We start from the raw sequence: 15,836 nt of genomic DNA, 5'->3' as shown, positions 1-15,836 counted from the left end.
CGCGGGCGGCCGACACATTCGCGGCAGCCGCCGCCACAGAGACCACGGCGGGCGGCCCCCGAACGACGGCGGGCGGCCACCCGAAGGTGACCGCCCGCCGTCGCGCGCTGCTGGGAGCCGACGAAATGGTTGAAAAGTCAACCAATGCGAAGCCGCGCGTCGGAACTGCCGCTAGGGTGGTGCCGTGCCAGCCTCCGCCCCGACCCCCGCAGCACCCCCGTCCCCGGCACACCGGCGTCGGGAAATCCTCCGCCTCGCGGTGCCCGCGTTCGGCGCGCTGATCGCGGAGCCGCTCTTCCTGCTGGCGGACTCCGCGATTGTGGGGCACCTGGGGGTTGCCCAGCTCGCCGGCGTCGGACTGGCCTCGGCGGTGCTGCACACCGCGGTGGGCCTGATGGTGTTCCTGGCCTACTCCACAACCCCCGCCGTGGCGCGCGCGGTCGGCAACGGCCAGCTGCCCAGGGCGCTGGCGGCCGGCCGCGACGGTGTCTGGCTCGCGCTGCTGCTGGGCGTTGTCCTGGCCGCGGCCGGATTCCTGGCCGCCGAGCCGCTGCTGGACCTGATGGGCGCCCGCGGCGAGGTGCGCGACTTCGCCGTGGACTACCTGCGCTGGTCCATGCCCGGCCTGGTGGCGATGCTGCTGATCTTCGCCGGCACCGGGGTGCTCCGGGGGCTGCAGGACACCCGGACCCCGCTGGCCGTGGCCGCCGCCGGGTTCACCGTCAATATCGTGCTCAACCTCTTCCTCGTCTACGGGCTGCGGCTCTCCGTCACGGGATCCGCCCTGGGCACCAGCATTGCCCAGTGGGCCATGGCCCTGGTCTACGTGGTGATGGTGCAGCGCAATGCGCGCAACCACGGGGTGTCGCTGCTTCCGGACTGGCGCGGCATCCGGTCCCTGGCCAGGGTCGGTTCGTGGCTGATGCTGCGCACGCTCAGCCTGCGCATCGCGATCCTCGCCACGGTACTGGTGGCCACCGCCCAGGGCCCGGTCAACCTGGCGGCCCACCAGCTCGCGATGACCGTCTTCACCTTCCTCGCCTTCGCCCTGGACGCCCTTGCGATCGCCGCCCAGGCCCTGATCGGCAAGGAACTTGGCGCCTCCAACCCGGCGGCGGCGCGGGGGCTCACCGGGACCATGATCCGCTGGGGCCTCGGCTTCGGAGTGCTGACCGGGATCCTGCTCGCCGCCGTCGCGCCGTGGGCCGGGCTGCTGTTCACCTCCGACGCCGGGGTCCGGTCCGCGCTCACGCTCGCCCTGTGGATGCTGGCCGCCGGACAGCCCATCGCGGGCTACGTCTTCGTCCTCGACGGGGTGCTGATCGGCGCCGGCGACGCGCGCTACCTGGCGATTGCCGGCGTCGTCAATCTCGCCGCCTACCTGCCGCTGCTGCTGGCGGTCGGACTGGCCGGGGCCGACGGCGGCGCGGCACTGCTCTGGCTCTGGGCGGCCTTCTCGCTGGGCTACATGGGCGCGCGGGCAATCACGCTGGGGCTGCGGGCACGCACGGACCAGTGGATGCTGCTCGGCGACCGCTGACGCCGCCCGGAACCGGCACGCACTAAACTGGGCGGGTGACTCACCCCGCGGACCCCCACGCCCCTACTGCCCTGCCCGCCGCCACGGACCTCTGGAAGCCGGTGCTGCTGCGCGCCGTCATCGCGCTGGCGTTCGGCGCCCTGACGGTCTTCTGGGCGGCGCCGCCCGTCGCCGGCATGGGCTGGGCCGGCGGACTCTACCTGCTGGCCACCGGCCTGGTGCTGATCGGGAGCGTCAAAAAGACCGGACTGCGGCACGGGGACCGCACCGCCAAAGCCCTCTCGGCCGCAGGGGCGGTCCTGGTGGGCACCGGCGCGGCCCTCGGCCTGCTTGCCGGCAATTTGGTGTTCGGGATCATCGGAGCCCTCGGCCTGGGCCTCGCCGGAGCCGCGGAGCTCTACCTGGGCCTGGCCACCCGGCGCCGCTCCGTCCTGGCGCGGGACTGGATCGCCTCCGGCGTGATCGGCCTCGGTACCGCGGCGGCGCTGCCGTTCTTCATTGACCTCGGCCCGCATGCGCTGCTCGGCGTCGCCGGCGGCGGCGCGATCCTCGGCGGTGTGCTCTGGACCCTGGCCGGGCTGACCCTGCGGCACGATGCGCGGGACGTTTCCGCCGAGGCCGTAAACTAGTAGCGACAGGTTCTACCCGGCGTAGAACAACCGCGGTATCACGACTGCCACGCCTGCCCGGCGCTGGCGGCAGGAGGAAAGCACCTTGGCAGAGCAGAAATCAGGAGAACGCCGCAGCCTGCGGACCTCGGTCAAGGGGCCGCTCATGTTCTCCGCGTTCTGGGCAGTGCTGGCCTTCGTCGCCGTCCTGATCTTCGCGTCCGGCGGCAGCGCCAAAACGCCCCGCTTCGATCTGGCCTTTACCGGCGCAGGCATCGCCTTCATCGTCACGCTGGTCATCGCGGCCATGCTGTCGATGAGCTACAAGGACAACGCCGAGCACCTCGGCAAAGGCTCCGGCATCAACCTGAGCTCCAAGTCGCCGTCGTCCCATGGCGGCCACGCCGCACCGCCGGCCCCCGGCTCCGAGTCCCGCGGCGAGTCCCGCGAAGAGCGCGGCGACGTCCTCTAGTCCGTCCGCTAGGACGCCGCTTTCCGGGCCCGGTACGCCGCCACGTGCGCGCGGTTGGCGCAGTTACCGGTGTCGCAGTAGCGCTTGGACCGGTTCCGGCTGAGGTCCAGTACGACGGCGTCGCAGTCGTCCGCGGCGCAGACCAGCATCCGGTCCATTTCCTTGCTGCGGATGACGTCCACCAGGGCCATGGCGGCCTCGGTGCTCATCCGGTCGGCCAGCGGCGCCTCGGGTGTGGTGGCGTGCAGGTGCCAGTCCCAGCCGTCATGTTTGGTCAGCTGCGGGAGGGCCTTCGCCTCGCGCAGCAGGCGGTTGACCGTGTTCACCGCGGCGGCCTCGTCGGCCAGCCACAGGGCCGCGAGCTCGGCACGCAGCCGGTGCACGCTGGCCAGTTCGTCGGCGTCCCGCCGCCGGGATCCGCTGAAGCCCTCGCCCTCGAGGAAGCGGTCCAGCTCGGCGATAGTCGATAGCTGCTCCGCCCCGTTGGCCGCCGTGTTGATCAGGCCGACCACCGAGCGCAGCGCAACTTCCGTGTCAGGGGCAAATACCATCTTGACTCCTTACGTTCGCCGGGCGTACTGTCATGACCATAACCCAACTTTACTCCTGACAGGAGGCAGCCCGTGTCTGCCGCACGCCACCCCGCCGGGGCCCCGGCCCAGAACCGCACCCCGGTCCGCGGTGCCGGGACGCCGCACGCTTCGGGCTTCCTGGCCTCCGGGCTGGGCATGGCCTTGTTCTCCTCGGCCGTGTTCGGACTCTCCGGCTCCTTCGCCAAGGCGCTGCTGGAAACGGGCTGGACGCCGGGCGCCGCGGTTACCGCCCGGCTCACCGGAGCCGCGCTGGTGCTGGCCGTCCCGGCCCTGCTCGCCCTGCGCGGCCGCTGGCATCAGCTCCGCGACAACTGGCTCACCGTCCTGCTGTTCGGGCTGATCGGTGTGGCCGCCTGCCAGCTGTTCTACTTCAATGCCGTTGCCCGGCTTTCGGTCGGCGTCGCACTGCTGCTCGAGTATCTCGCCCCGGTCATTATTGTGCTGTGGCTCTGGACGGCGAGCCGGACAAGGCCGCGGTCCCTGACGATCGCCGGCACCCTGCTCTCCCTAGCGGGCCTGGTCCTGGTGCTGGACCTCACCGGAGCCGTGAAGATCGACCTGATCGGCGTGCTGTGGGGCATCGCGGCGGCCGTCTGCCTGGCCATCTATTTCTTCATTACCGCCAAAGAGAATGACACGCTGCCGCCGATCGTGCTGGCCTCCGGCGGGCTGATGGTCGGCGCGCTCGTCATGTGGCTGGCTGCCGCCACCGGGCTGCTGCCGATGGCCGCGAGTACGGCGGACACCAGGCTGGGCCCCTGGATCACGCCGTGGTGGGTGGCGCTGGGCGGGCTGGTGATCCTCGCGACCGTGCTCGCCTACGTCTCCGGCGTAGTGGCCGCGCGGGCGCTGGGCTCCAAGGTGGCGTCCTTTGTTTCGCTGACCGAGGTGCTGTTCGCCGTCATCTGGGCCTGGCTGCTCCTGGGCGAGCTTCCCGGCCCGGTGCAGCTGCTGGGCGGACTGCTGATCGTCGGCGGGGTGGTGCTGGTCCGGCTCGACGAACTGCGCCGCGCGGCGCCGCTGCCCGCCGAACTCGACCACGCCAACGACGTCGAACCCGTCCCCTAGGCGGCCGGCGCTGCCCGGTCGCCCGGGACTTAAAGGTAAGGCCCGGACGCAGGTGCGTCCGGGCCCTCCGTTGACCATTTTCGGCCTTAGTTGGAGGAAGCGCTTTCCTGGTCGGCAGCATTGCGGCTGGCCTGCTGGCTGGCCTGCTGCAGGGCCTGGGCCGCCCGGGTGAGGTTGGCCGAGTGCTCGCCGTTCCACTCGTTGCGGAACTTCGTCGCGTCCGGTCCCATCCAATCGGTGGACGCCAGCGCCTTCGTCAGGAGCGACCTCTGGTTGTCGATCTCCTGCGAACCCGCCAGCAGCTTCGAACCCAGCGCCTTGAGCTGAGTAACATCCGCACCCCACATAGCCATTGAAAAAACTCCTTAGTTCATCGGACCCGAACACTCTCGGCATCCCCAGCGGCCCCCGGCTGTTCCGGAAGATCCAATGCCTCGAACCTACCCTGCCCCGCAAAAACCTGTCGATGGGCAGCACTCCCCATCGGGCTACTTGCCGAAGCTGCGCAGCCGTAGCGAGTTGGCCACCACCAGCACGGAGCTGGCCGCCATTGCCGCGCCGGCGATCATCGGATTCAACAGCCCCAGCGCGGCCACCGGAATGCCCACCGCGTTGTAGAAGAACGCCCAGAAGAGGTTCGTCTTGATCGTGGCCAGGGTCCGGCGGGACAGCTCGATCGCCTGCGCGACCTGTCCCAGCTCGTTGCCCATCACGGTCAGGTCCGCGGCCTCGATGGCGACGTCGGTGCCGGAGCCCATCGCGATGCCCAGGTCCGCCTGGGCCAGGGCCGCGGCGTCGTTCACGCCGTCGCCGGCCATGGCCACGGTGGCGCCGGCGGCCTGCAGCGTCCGCACGGCCTCCACCTTGCCCTCCGGCAGGACGCCGGCGAAGACGTCCTCCGGCGGGATGCCGACGGCGGCGGCCACCTGGCCTGCCACCGCGGCGTTGTCGCCGGTCAGCAGAATGGGCCGCAGCCCCAGTTCACGCAGCCGCGCGATGGCCGGCGCGGAGCCGGGCTTCAGGGTGTCGCGCAGGCTGACAATGCCGGCCGGTTCCCCGTCCACGGCCACCCAGATGGCGGTGGCTCCCGCGGCCTCGGCCGCTGCAAGCGCTTCCTGCTGCGGGCCGGAGACCCCGACGCCGTTCTCCCGCAGCCAGCCGGAGCGGCCCACCGTGACGACGCGCCCTTCCACGCTGCCACGGACGCCGCCGCCGGGGGCGGAGTGGAAGCCGACGACGTCGGGCAGCCGGGCGGCGTCGCCGGTTTCCCGCTCCGCGGTCAGCGCCGCTGCCGCGATGGCCCGTGCGATGGGGTGCTCGGACGCGGCCTCCGCCGCTCCGGCGAGCCGCAGCACCTCGCTGTCCCCGAACGGGGCGAACGCGCGGGTGCCCGTGACGGCCAGGTGTCCGGTGGTGACGGTGCCGGTCTTGTCCAGCAGGATCGTGTCCACGGTGCGGGTGTCCTCCAGCACCTGCGGGCCCTTGATCAGGATGCCCAGCTGGGCGCCGCGGCCGGTGCCGGTCAGCAGCCCCACCGGGGTGGCGAGGCCCAGGGCGCAGGGGCAGGCGATGACCAGCACCGCGACGGCGGCGGTGAAGGCAGCGCGGAGCTCGGCGTCGCTGATCTCGGGGCCGGCCGAGAGCAGCCACGCGCCGAAGGTGAGCGCGGCGATGGCAAGGACCACCGGGACGAAGACGGCGCTGATGCGGTCTGCGAGCCGGGCGATCGGGGCCTTCGCCGACTGTGCCTGGGAGACCAGCCGGCCCATCTGGGCCAGGGTGGTGTCGGCGCCGACCCGCGTGGCGCGGACCAGGATCCGCCCGGAAGTGTTGATGGTCGCGCCGGTGACCGGGCTGTCCGGACCAACTTCGACCGGTACCGATTCGCCGGTCACGAGGGAGGCGTCGACAGCGGAGGTCCCCTCGGTGACCACACCGTCGGTGGCGATCTTCTCGCCGGGGCGGACGACGACGACGTCCCCGACCTGGAGCCGGTCCGCGGGAATCTTCACTTCCGTGCCGTCGCGCAGCACGGTGGCATCCTTGGCGCCCAGGTCCAGCAGGGCCTTGAGCGCGTCGCCGGCCTTGCGCTTGGCGTTGGCCTCCAGGTAGCGGCCGAGCAGCAGGAAGGTGGTGACGACGGCGGCGACCTCGAAGTACAGGCCGGCGGACCCCATCCCCTCCATGCCCGGATGTTCGGTGAGGCGGGGATCGGCCAGGAGCTGCCAGGCGGAGAAGACGTAGGCGGCCGTCACACCGATCGACACCAGCGTGTCCATGGTGGATGACAGATGCCGGGCATTCACCGCCGCGGCCCGGTGGAATGGCCACGCCGCCCAGGTGACCACGGGCAACGCGAGGGCGCCGGCAACCCAGCCCCAGTTCGGAAACTGGACTGCCGGGACCATGGAGAGCACAAAGACCGGCACGGTGAGTGCGGCCGCGGCGATCAGCCTGGGCCGCAGCTTCGCCGCCGTGCCAAGTGCGGGGTCCTCGGCCGCGGCGGCCGGCGCCTGCGGAGTCCTGACGGTGGCCTTGTAGCCGGCGGCGTTCACGGTGGCGGCGATTTGTTCGTCCGTGATGTTGGCCGGGACGGTGACCCGGGCGGACTCCAGCGGGAGGTTGACCGAAGCCTGCACGCCGTCGAGCTTGCCGAGCTTGCGTTCGACCCGGCCGACGCAGGAGGCGCACGTCATGCCCTCGATGTCGAGCTCAATCACCCGGCTCCCGGGCTGGTCCAGCAGTTTCGCGTTGCTCACGGTATGTTCCTCTCGTCCTGCTCGGTCAAATCCTGCCCGGTGAAGTCCTGCCCGGCTCCGGCCGGGGTACCGCCGAAATCCCGCGGCGGGGTTCAGGCCTCGTTCGCGACCACCAGGTAGCCCGCTTCGGCGACTGCCTCGCCGATTTCGGCAGGGGAGAGCTCCTTGTTCGAGGTGATCGTGACGGTGGAGATCCCGCCGGCGTTGAGGTCGACGTCGACGCTTTCGACGCCTGCCAGCGACTCAAGTTCTTCCGAGACGGAGGACACGCAGTGCCCGCAGGTCATGCCGGATACCTCGACGGTGGTGGAAACGGTGCTCATGGCTTGCTCCTTGGTGGGGGACTGGTGATGGTTGATCAGTCCTATTGTGTGGTGGGTGGTGGTGCCGCTACCGCAGCAGGCGCCCGATGGCATCGGTGGCCTCCTTGACTTTGAAGTCGATGGCTTCGGCCCGGAGGTCCGGATCCGGCTCCGCGGCTGCCCCGACGACGCAGTGCCCGATGTGTTCCTCCACCAGCCCGAGGCTGACGGCATGCAGGGCCTTGGTGACGGCGGCAACCTGGGTCAGGATGTCGATGCAGTACTTGTCTTCATCGACCATCCGGGCGATCCCGCGGACCTGGCCCTCGATCCTTTTGAGCCGCTTGAGGTAAGCGTCCTTGTTGGCGGAGTAGCCGTGCTGCTGGGCCGGTGCGCCTTCCAGCGGGCCGGCAAGGGAGGCTTCGGACTCGTTCATGCCACCCAACATATACCCCCTAGGGGTATCTGGGCAAGTACCCTCCGGGGGTACCGCGGCGTTATGGGAACGGTCCGGAAATTAAAGAGCTCCGGAGTGCGTTATTGGGGGATACGCACTCCGGAGCAGCTATGGGGTAGGGGGCTTCCCGCCTACGGATACAACCTTACGGGGCGGTAGAGACGATGCGCCAGCACCTCGAATAACTACTTTCGCTTTATTTTCCCGGGCCCGTCAGGGGCCGCGAGGTGCCCGGCGGGCGCCGGCGCTCCGTGCCGGGACCATCAGGACCGGACGGTCCTGATGCTGGCTCAGCCAGGCCGCTACCGTCCCGTTGAGGGCGGCGGTGAGCCGGTGTCCCAGTCCCGGCTCCGGGGTGCCCACGATGATCATGGCTGCGCCGGCTTCCGCAGCCAGCCGCCCGAGCGCCCGCGCCGGATCCCCGGCCAGCGTCCGCAGGCTCCACGGCACGCCGGCACCCTCACAGACGGCTGCGATGCTGGTCCGCAGCGCTTCGGCGGTCGCCTGGATCTCCGCGCTGTCCGCTTCGGGGTGGAGCGAGAGCCGGTGGGCGGAACGTGCCGGATCCCATTCCACGAGGAAGCTGGCCTCGTCCACGTAGGCGCAGAGCAGCGGTGCGGCCAGGCTATTCGCCAGGGCCGCCGCCGTTTCCAGCACCTCCCGCGGCTGGCCCGGCAGGACGCCGACCACCAGGGGTGCGGGGCTCATGCGCTCGGCAGGCATACTCGATTGTTGACCCGGCCTGGCTCCCCGGCTAGGGCCTTCCTCCCCGGTCCCTTGCCCGCCTCCCGCCCCGGACCTACCGTGGAAGGACACGGAAAGGCGGGCAGCGGTGGAAATCTTCATGTGGTGGCTGGACCTGGATCTCGCCAGCAAGGAATGGCTGCGCGCGAACCTGCGGGCCGACGAGTTGCCCCTGCCGGTGCTGCAGGGCATCGCGGAGGCCGGCGGCCCGCACCCGGACAAGGCGTCCGGCGTGCTGAGCGCCGCCGACTGGGACTTCGTCGAAACCCAGTCCGAATTCGTCGATTGACTGGCGAAAAACCATTGCGGCCTCCGGGCCGCAGTGGTTGCATGTAGGGCATGGCTACCGCAGAGAGTTATGTCCTGGCGATTGGAACCAAAAAAGGCCTGTGGCTGGCAACCAGCCCGGACCGTCGGGAGTGGTCCCTCTCCGGCCCGCACTTCCTGATGAGCGAGATCCCCAGCATCGGCATTGACACCCGTGAAGGCAGGACCCGGATCCTGGTCGGGGTCCGCTCGGAACACTGGGGACCTACCGTCTTCCACTCCGACGACCTCGGCGAAACCTGGGACGAGCCCGAAAACGGTGCCATCCGCTTCCCCGAGGACACCGACGCAGCGCTGGAGCGCGTCTGGCAGATCTATCCCGACGCGGAGTCCCGCCCCGGCGTCGTCTGGGCCGGCTGCGAGCCAATTTCGGTCTGGAAATCCACCGACGGCGGCCAGCACTTCGAGCTCAACCGCGGTCTGTGGGACCACCCGCACCGCAGCGAATGGGGCGCCGGGTACGGCGGGGCCGCGGCGCACTCGATCGTCGTCCACCCGGACGGCGAGAAGGTGCACGTCGCCATGAGCACCGGCGGCGTGTACCGCTCGCTCGACGGCGGGACCTCCTGGGAGCCTCGGAACAAGGGGATCTCCGCGTACTTCATGCCCGATCCCAACCCCGAATTCGGCCAGTGTGTCCATAAGATCGCCGCGGACGCGGCCGTGGACGGGCGGCTGTACGCGCAAAACCACCACGGCGTCTACCGCAGCGACAACGACGCCGAGAGCTGGGAGTCGATCGCCGAGGGGCTGCCGGCCGATTTCGGCTTCGTCATGCTGACGCATCCGCGCCGGGCCGGAACGGCCTGGGTCATTCCGCTGAAGGCCGACGGCGAACGGATCCCGCCGGGCGGAAAGCTGGCCGTGCACCGGACCGACGACGCCGGCGCGAGCTGGAAGCGGCTCGATGCCGGGCTGCCGGAGTCCGAGTTCAATGCCGTGCTCCGCGACGCCGCCTGCGTCGACGCGGCCGAACCCGCCGGGGTCTATTTCGGCACCCGCGGCGGCAGCGTCTACGCCAGCGCGGACGAGGGCGAACACTTCACCGAGGTGGCCTCCCACCTGCCCGACGTGCTCTGCGTCCGGGCCGCGCAGGTGACCGGAGCCCGGGTTCCCGGGACGCAGCAGCCCGCCGCCGCGGCGGCCTCCGCCTGAGGCTGCGCCGTGCCGGAGATCAGCGTGCTGCTCCCCAGCGTCCTGGCGCCGCTGGCCGGCGGGCAGTCCGTCCTGACGGCGCCCGCGGACGCGGCCGTGACGGTCGAAGGGCTGCTGGATTCCGTGACCGGAGAGTTCCCGGCCCTGTCCAGGCGGCTGCGGGACGAGACCGGTGCCGTCCGCCGCTACGTGAACATCTACGTCAACGGCAATGAGATCCGGCGGTTGCAGGGCCTGGGCACGGAAGTGTCTCCGGGCCAGGAGGTCCTGATCATCCAGTCCGTCGCCGGCGGCTGACCGCGCCGGCACGCACCGGCCGGCACCGCTGACCGGGTACGCGCGGCCGGTCAGCGGTGCCTGAACACCCGGCGTCGCGCCTCTCTTCAAATCGTTGACAATTGTGTCTGCGATCCGTACCGTCGGTCTCGGGCGGTCGGAACTGATCGCGCCGATTCCTAGCAATGGTGCGACAGGAAGGTACTCCGGTGGCGGCGAGCCTGAGCCTCAAGGACGTGAACCTGCATTTCGGCGGGGTCAAGGTGCTGCAGGACGTGAGCTTCGACGTCGAGCCCGGTGCGATCTTCGGCCTGGTCGGTCCCAACGGGGCCGGCAAGACCTCGCTGTTCAACTGCATCAGCGGCCACTACAAGCCCAGCTCCGGATCAATCACCATCAACGGCACCGAGGTGTCCGGAAGTGCCCCGTCCCGCCTGGCCCGGCTGGGCCTGGCGCGCACGTTCCAGCACCCCGCCCTGCAGCTGAACGCCACCGTGCTGCAGAATGTGCTCCTCGGCGGGCATATCCGGCTTCCCGGCGGACCGGTGTCCTGGGCGCTCCGGCTGCCGTACACCGCCCGCGCCGAGCGCGGCATCCGCGGGGAAGCGCTCGAACTCCTCGACCGCGCCGGGCTCGGCTGGGCCGCGGACCTGCCGGCCGATGAGCTCTCGCACGGGCTGCACAAGGGGGTTGAGCTGTGGCGGGCCCTGCTCTCCAAACCCGCCCTGCTGCTGCTCGATGAGCCCGCGGCCGGACTCTCGCATGGCGAGGTGGAACAGTTCATCGCGACGGTGAAACGGATCCGCGCCGAGCAGGACATCACCATCATCATCGTTGAGCACCACATGGGACTCATCTCGGCACTCACCGACCAGGTCGTGGTGCTCGACCACGGACGCAAGCTGATGGCAGGCACCGCGGCAGAGGCGCAGTCCGATCCGCGCGTCATTGAGGCCTACATCGGGAAGGACGCCGCGGATGACGCTGCTTGAACTCACCGACGTGACCGCGTCCTACGGTCCTGTGCAGGTGATCGACGGGGTCTCGCTCGGCGTGCCGGAGGGCGGCTCCGTCGGCATTCTCGGCGCGAACGGCGCCGGCAAGACCACCACGCTGCGCGCGATCAGCGGCACGGTGCGCACCGGCGGCCGGATCACCTTCGCCGGACGCGATATCCGGGGCCTGCGCCCCGACCAGGTCGCCGCCCTGGGGATCGCCCACGTCCCGGAGGGCCGCGGGACCCTCGGCCAGCTGACCGTCCGGGAGAACCTGATGGTCGGCGCGTACCTCCGCAATGGCCGGCAGGCCATCGCCGCGGACATCGACTACTGCCTGGACCTGTTCCCGCAGCTGCAGGACCGGGTCGGCTCGCGCGCGGCCGCACTCTCCGGCGGTGAGCAGCAGATGCTCGCCGTGGGCCGGGCCTTTATGGCCAAGCCGCGGCTGCTGCTGCTCGACGAAGCGTCGCTGGGCCTGGCGCCCAGCACGGCCAGGACCGTGTACGACGCGATCCGCCGGCTCCGGCGCGAGTCGGGGATCGCCATGCTCGTCGTCGAGCAGAACGCCAACCTGGCCTTCTCGCTGGTCGACACGGCGACCGTGCTCGAAACGGGCCGCAACGTGCTGACCGGGTCCTCCGCCGAACTCAAGGGCATGGACGAGATCCGCCGCGCCTACCTGGGGGGTTGAACGGACATGGGAACCTTTATCCAGCTCGTCGTCGACGGCCTCTCGACCGGCTCCATCTACGCGGCCCTCGCCCTCGCGATCGTGCTCGTGAACCAGGCGACCGGCCTGATCAACTTCGCCCAGGGCGGCATGGCAGTGCTGTCCAGCTACATCGCCTACGCCTTCGTCAAGACCGGCCTGCCGCTGATCCTCGCAATCCTCATCGCCGTGGTGCTCTCCTTCTTCATCGGCGCGCTGGTGGAGCGGTTCCTGGTCCGCCGGTTCGAACGCGGCGATCCGGACACGGCCGTGGTGGTGACAATCGGGTTGCTCACCCTTGTCACCGGCATCGCCGCAGTGCTCTGGGGCTACAACAACCTCGGATTCCCGTCGCTGTTCCCGCTCACCAGCGTGGAAATCCTCGGCGCGGTGGTGAGTGTCCGGTCGCTGGCCACCACGGTGACCATCGTGGTGATCATGGTGGTGCTGCAGCTGTTGTTCCTCCGCACCAAGCTCGGGCTCGCGCTCCGCGCCGTGGCGGACAACCCGGCGTCGGCAGCGTTTTCCGGCCTCCCGGTGGGGCGGCTGCTGATGGTCGGCTGGGGGCTGGCCGCGACCCTGGGAGCGATCGCGGGCGTCCTGGTCGCCCCGCAGCTGACACTGACGCCGGGCATGCTCGACACCGCGCTGGTGTACGCGCTCGCCGCCGTTATCCTCGGCGGCCTGAGCAGCCCGATCGGCTGCGTCGTGGCCGCCTCGGCGATCGGCGTGCTGGAGAACCTGGTGGCCGTCTACGTGCCCCTGATCGGCCATGACCTGAAGATCGCCGTCCCGTTCGTCCTGATCTTCGTCATCCTTATCCTCCGTCCCCAGGGCCTGTTCGGCAGAAAGGTCGTGGTGAGGGTCTGATGGCTACCGTAGCGTCCGCTTTCCGCAACCGGCCGGCACGGATTGCCCTGGGCCTCGTGGCCGCGGTGATGCTGATCGTTGCCCCGCTCGTCCTCCCCGCGTTTGCGAACCAGACGCTGGTGCGCATCGGCGTCTACGCCGTCGCGGTGCTGGGGCTGAACATCGTCATGGGCTACACCGGGCAGGTCAACCTCGGGCAGATCTTCTTCGTCGGGCTCGGCGCCTACGTCACCGCCTACGGCGTCAACCAGGGCTGGAACATCCTGGTGGTGTTCCTTGCGGCCTGCGCCGTCGCGGGGATTGTCGGGCTGCTGGTGGCGCTGGCCGCTGCCCGGCTCGGCGGCCTGGCGATCGCCATGGTGACCATTGCCCTGCCGATTGTCGGCGTCCCCCTAGCCAAGCGCCTCTCGGAGTTCACCGGCGGTTCGCAGGGCATCTCGGCCCGCTTCTCGGATGCCCCCGACTGGTCTGGGCTGTACAGCGACCAGTGGCAGTTCTACATCGTGCTGCTGGTGACCGCTGTGGCGTTCCTGCTGGCCCGGAGCCTGGTGCAGGGCAAGTACGGCAGGGCCTTCGCGGTGGTGCGCGAAAACGAAGCCGTCGCCGCCTCGATGGGCGTCTCGCCCTATCGCACTAAGGTGCTCGCGTTCACGATCGCCTCGATCTTCGGCGGGGCCAGCGGGTTCCTCTACCTCGCGGCCGTGCAGTACACCTCACCGGAGACCCTCAGCTTCGGCCACTCGATCAGCCTCGTGGCGGCGATGGTCATCGGCGGCGCCGGCAGCATCGCGGGCGCGCTCCTCGGCGGCGCCTACTACGTGTTCGTGCCGCAGCTGACGAACGCGATCGATCCGAACTTCACAACCCTCAGCCAGGGCGTGATCCTCCTCGCGGTGCTGTTCCTGTTGCCCGGAGGACTGGTCAGCCTTCCGCGGGTCGCCGGCTCAGCCGGCGGCGGACCGGCCGCCCCCAAGCCGGGAATCCCCCGCAGCCCGCTCCTGCGCATCATCCGGTTCCGGACGCCGCGCCGGAGGGAGTCGAAAACACAGAGAGGCAAGACCGACCATGAAGATTAGAACAAAGCCAGGCGGGGTCCTCGGCATCGTCGCGATGGCATCGGTCCTCGCGCTCTCCCTCTCAGGGTGTACCCGCGACGGCGCCGGCCAGGGCGGCGGCTCGGGAGCGTCCCCCGGTATCACGGACACGTCCATCACGCTCGGCATCACCACCCCGCTCAGCGGCGCGACGGCGGGCCCGGGCAAATGCACCGTCGCCGGCGTCTCCGCCTACTTCGGCGCGGTCAACGCGGCCGGCGGCGTGAAGTTCGGCGACGGCAAGACGCGCACCGTCAGCATCAAGTCCTACGACGATGCGTACGATCCGCAGAAGTCGCTGGCGAACTTCCAGCAGATGGTGTCGGACAACGTCTTCGCCGCCACCGCAGGCCTCGGCACGCCGACCAACCGGGCCTTCCGGGAAGCCGCGACCAGCCAGAAGGTCCCGCAGGTGCTCGTGATGACCGGCGATCCCTTGTTCAGCGACCGGAAGCAAAGCCCCTGGCAGCTGGGGTTCGTGCCGGTCTACCAGAACGAGGGAGCGGCGTTCGGCAAGCTGCTTGCGGCCTCCAAGGACCAGCACAAGGTCGCCATCCTGTCGCAGAACGACGACTACGGCAAGGGCTACGTCCAGGGCTTCAAGGACGCCATCAAGGGCGCCTCCAACATCTCGGTGGTGGGCGAACAGACCTATGAGGCCACCGACACCTCGGTGGACGCGCAGCTCACCCAGCTGGCGTCGTCGAAGGCCGACGTCTTCTTCAACGCCATGTCGATCACGCCGCTGACCATCGCCGCGCTGCAGAAGGCGCAGCAGATCGGCTGGAAGCCCAGCTGGTTCCTCCCGTCCAACACTTCAAGCCCGACGGCGATCCTCGAACCGGGCGGCGGGTCCGCCTACCCCGGCGTCTACTCGGTGTCCTTCGCCAAGGCGCCGCAGAGCCCGGCGTTCGCCAAGGATCCCGACGTCGTGAAATTCCTCGCCGAACTCAAGCAGTACGGCAATTACCCGGATATGCCGGCGTTCCCGCACTGCATGTGGAGCTACATGGTGGGAGCCACGCTTGAGCAGGCGTTCAAGTCCATGACCGAGCCGACGCGTGACAGCTTTATGACGGCGCTGCGGAACATCAAGGACCTGAAGGCGCCCCTGATGCTCTCGGGCACCGCGGTCGACACGACGGTCGACGGCCAGCCGGCCGTGTCGTCCGTCATCGTGCAGAAGTACAACGGCAAGGGCTACGCGACGGCCGAGAACTTCGGTTAGCTAGACCAGCGCGGCACCGGGGCCGGACCACACCCCGCCCGAGGCCTCCAGTTCATCGATGAGCTGGAGGCCCCGGCGGGCCCAGGCGATCTCGATCCGGGCCCGCTCCACCAGGCCCTCGTAGGTAAAGCGTTTGAACGCTATGGTCCGTTCGCGGTCCTCCGGCTCGGTGACGGCGAGGCGCCGCACCAGCATCGGGTTGGCGGTCTGCGCGATCCGGACCAGCTCTCCCTCCCACTGGGCCAGTTCTCGCTCCCACTGGGCGATGTGCCCGCGGAAGAATTCGCGCGCCGCCGCGGGTGACGCCGCCTCCAGGTAGGCGGCGCGCAGGTGGGCGGGGTCGCGGACGCGGGCGTACTCCAGCGGCGTCTGCATCCAGTCGAGGAACGCACCGTTCCCGGCGTCGGTCACGTGGTAGACGCGCCGGGTGGCGCGCTGGCCCCTGGGCTGCTCTTCGCCTTCGATGAGGCCCTCGGCCTCCATCTTGCGCAGCTCGGGGTAGATCTGGGAGTCCGGCGCGTGCCACACGTGGCCGACCGACATGGCGAACTGCTTCTGCAGTTCGTAGCCCGAGAGCGGACCCACCCGCAGCAGCGCCAGCAGCGCGTATCGCAGGCTCATGCGGCACTCCTTCAG

The 15,836-nt window shown here is 69.8% G+C and carries 19 protein-coding genes; 12 read left to right on the top strand and 7 right to left on the bottom strand.

Features of this window, described 5'->3' with window-relative positions:
- The first annotated feature begins 184 nt into the window (after positions 1–184).
- The 3 genes from AC1MBE_RS09420 (at position 185) to AC1MBE_RS09410 (ending at position 2,620) form a co-directional block, all read left to right on the top strand.
- A complete protein-coding gene (locus AC1MBE_RS09420) occupies positions 185–1,540 on the top strand; it encodes an MATE family efflux transporter (RefSeq protein ID WP_479777625.1) in 1,356 nt (451 codons plus the stop codon).
- A gap of 35 nt (positions 1,541–1,575) precedes the next feature.
- Positions 1,576–2,169: a hypothetical protein gene (locus tag AC1MBE_RS09415; RefSeq protein ID WP_479777623.1), complete on the top strand. Its 594-nt coding sequence runs from the start codon at positions 1,576–1,578 to the stop codon at positions 2,167–2,169.
- Between the two features lie 85 nt (positions 2,170–2,254).
- Complete coding sequence (locus tag AC1MBE_RS09410; protein WP_479777621.1) at positions 2,255–2,620, top strand: hypothetical protein; 366 nt, start codon at positions 2,255–2,257, stop codon at positions 2,618–2,620.
- A gap of 8 nt (positions 2,621–2,628) precedes the next feature.
- Here the strand turns inward: AC1MBE_RS09410 and AC1MBE_RS09405 are convergent, their stop codons facing one another.
- The gene (locus AC1MBE_RS09405) at positions 2,629–3,171 is read right to left on the bottom strand and encodes a CGNR zinc finger domain-containing protein (RefSeq protein ID WP_479777619.1); all 543 of its coding nucleotides are present in this window, start codon (positions 3,169–3,171) and stop codon (positions 2,629–2,631) included.
- 177 nt (positions 3,172–3,348) lie between these two features.
- On the opposite strand from AC1MBE_RS09405, the gene AC1MBE_RS09400 reads away from it, so the two are divergent.
- Positions 3,349–4,281, top strand: coding sequence for an EamA family transporter (locus AC1MBE_RS09400; protein WP_479782553.1), 933 nt, complete (start codon positions 3,349–3,351; stop codon positions 4,279–4,281).
- An 86-nt stretch (positions 4,282–4,367) separates the two neighbouring features.
- On the opposite strand, the gene AC1MBE_RS09395 is transcribed toward AC1MBE_RS09400, so the two are convergent.
- The 5 genes from AC1MBE_RS09395 to AC1MBE_RS09375 all read right to left on the bottom strand — a co-directional run bounded on the left by AC1MBE_RS09395 (position 4,368) and on the right by AC1MBE_RS09375 (position 8,522).
- Positions 4,368–4,634 (bottom strand): hypothetical protein, encoded by a 267-nt coding sequence (locus tag AC1MBE_RS09395; RefSeq protein WP_479777617.1) that lies wholly within the window; start codon positions 4,632–4,634, stop codon positions 4,368–4,370.
- A 135-nt stretch (positions 4,635–4,769) separates the two neighbouring features.
- Positions 4,770–7,040, bottom strand: a complete 2,271-nt coding sequence (locus AC1MBE_RS09390) for a heavy metal translocating P-type ATPase (protein WP_479777615.1) — start codon at positions 7,038–7,040, stop codon at positions 4,770–4,772.
- A gap of 92 nt (positions 7,041–7,132) precedes the next feature.
- Positions 7,133–7,363, bottom strand: a complete 231-nt coding sequence (locus AC1MBE_RS09385) for a heavy-metal-associated domain-containing protein (protein WP_346958788.1) — start codon at positions 7,361–7,363, stop codon at positions 7,133–7,135.
- A gap of 67 nt (positions 7,364–7,430) precedes the next feature.
- The gene (locus AC1MBE_RS09380) at positions 7,431–7,778 is read right to left on the bottom strand and encodes a metal-sensitive transcriptional regulator (RefSeq protein ID WP_479777612.1); all 348 of its coding nucleotides are present in this window, start codon (positions 7,776–7,778) and stop codon (positions 7,431–7,433) included.
- Between the two features lie 234 nt (positions 7,779–8,012).
- Positions 8,013–8,522: a universal stress protein gene (locus AC1MBE_RS09375; RefSeq protein WP_479777610.1), complete on the bottom strand. Its 510-nt coding sequence runs from the start codon at positions 8,520–8,522 to the stop codon at positions 8,013–8,015.
- Positions 8,523–8,631: 109 nt separating this feature from the next.
- Between AC1MBE_RS09375 and AC1MBE_RS09370 the strand changes: the two genes are divergently transcribed.
- The 8 genes from AC1MBE_RS09370 to AC1MBE_RS09335 all read left to right on the top strand — a co-directional run bounded on the left by AC1MBE_RS09370 (position 8,632) and on the right by AC1MBE_RS09335 (position 15,200).
- Positions 8,632–8,832, top strand: a complete 201-nt coding sequence (locus AC1MBE_RS09370; protein WP_346958791.1) for a hypothetical protein — start codon at positions 8,632–8,634, stop codon at positions 8,830–8,832.
- Between the two features lie 50 nt (positions 8,833–8,882).
- Positions 8,883–10,025 (top strand): WD40/YVTN/BNR-like repeat-containing protein, encoded by a 1,143-nt coding sequence (locus AC1MBE_RS09365; protein ID WP_479777608.1) that lies wholly within the window; start codon positions 8,883–8,885, stop codon positions 10,023–10,025.
- Positions 10,026–10,034: 9 nt separating this feature from the next.
- Complete coding sequence (locus tag AC1MBE_RS09360; RefSeq protein WP_479777606.1) at positions 10,035–10,322, top strand: MoaD/ThiS family protein; 288 nt, start codon at positions 10,035–10,037, stop codon at positions 10,320–10,322.
- Between the two features lie 164 nt (positions 10,323–10,486).
- Positions 10,487–11,293 carry an ABC transporter ATP-binding protein gene (locus AC1MBE_RS09355; protein WP_479777604.1) on the top strand — a complete coding sequence of 269 codons (807 nt, stop codon included), beginning with the start codon at positions 10,487–10,489 and terminating at the stop codon, positions 11,291–11,293.
- Positions 11,280–11,990 carry an ABC transporter ATP-binding protein gene (locus AC1MBE_RS09350; RefSeq protein WP_479777602.1) on the top strand — a complete coding sequence of 237 codons (711 nt, stop codon included), beginning with the start codon at positions 11,280–11,282 and terminating at the stop codon, positions 11,988–11,990. Before AC1MBE_RS09355 ends, AC1MBE_RS09350 begins: the two co-directional genes overlap by 14 nt.
- A gap of 6 nt (positions 11,991–11,996) precedes the next feature.
- Positions 11,997–12,878 (top strand): branched-chain amino acid ABC transporter permease, encoded by an 882-nt coding sequence (locus tag AC1MBE_RS09345; RefSeq protein ID WP_346958796.1) that lies wholly within the window; start codon positions 11,997–11,999, stop codon positions 12,876–12,878.
- Positions 12,878–13,954 carry a branched-chain amino acid ABC transporter permease gene (locus AC1MBE_RS09340; RefSeq protein ID WP_479777600.1) on the top strand — a complete coding sequence of 359 codons (1,077 nt, stop codon included), beginning with the start codon at positions 12,878–12,880 and terminating at the stop codon, positions 13,952–13,954. The genes AC1MBE_RS09345 and AC1MBE_RS09340 overlap by 1 nt, the downstream gene beginning before the upstream one ends.
- Entirely contained in the window at positions 13,944–15,200 is a 1,257-nt protein-coding gene (locus AC1MBE_RS09335) for an ABC transporter substrate-binding protein (protein ID WP_479777598.1), read from the top strand. Before AC1MBE_RS09340 ends, AC1MBE_RS09335 begins: the two co-directional genes overlap by 11 nt.
- On the opposite strand, the gene AC1MBE_RS09330 is transcribed toward AC1MBE_RS09335, so the two are convergent.
- Positions 15,201–15,821 (bottom strand): PadR family transcriptional regulator, encoded by a 621-nt coding sequence (locus AC1MBE_RS09330; RefSeq protein ID WP_479777596.1) that lies wholly within the window; start codon positions 15,819–15,821, stop codon positions 15,201–15,203.
- Between the last annotated feature and the right edge of the window lie 15 nt (positions 15,822–15,836).

Source organism: Arthrobacter sp. BG5, from assembly GCF_056680155.1.
Note: the sequence above shows the minus strand (reverse complement) of the source record. Positions and strands in the feature narration are given on the sequence as shown.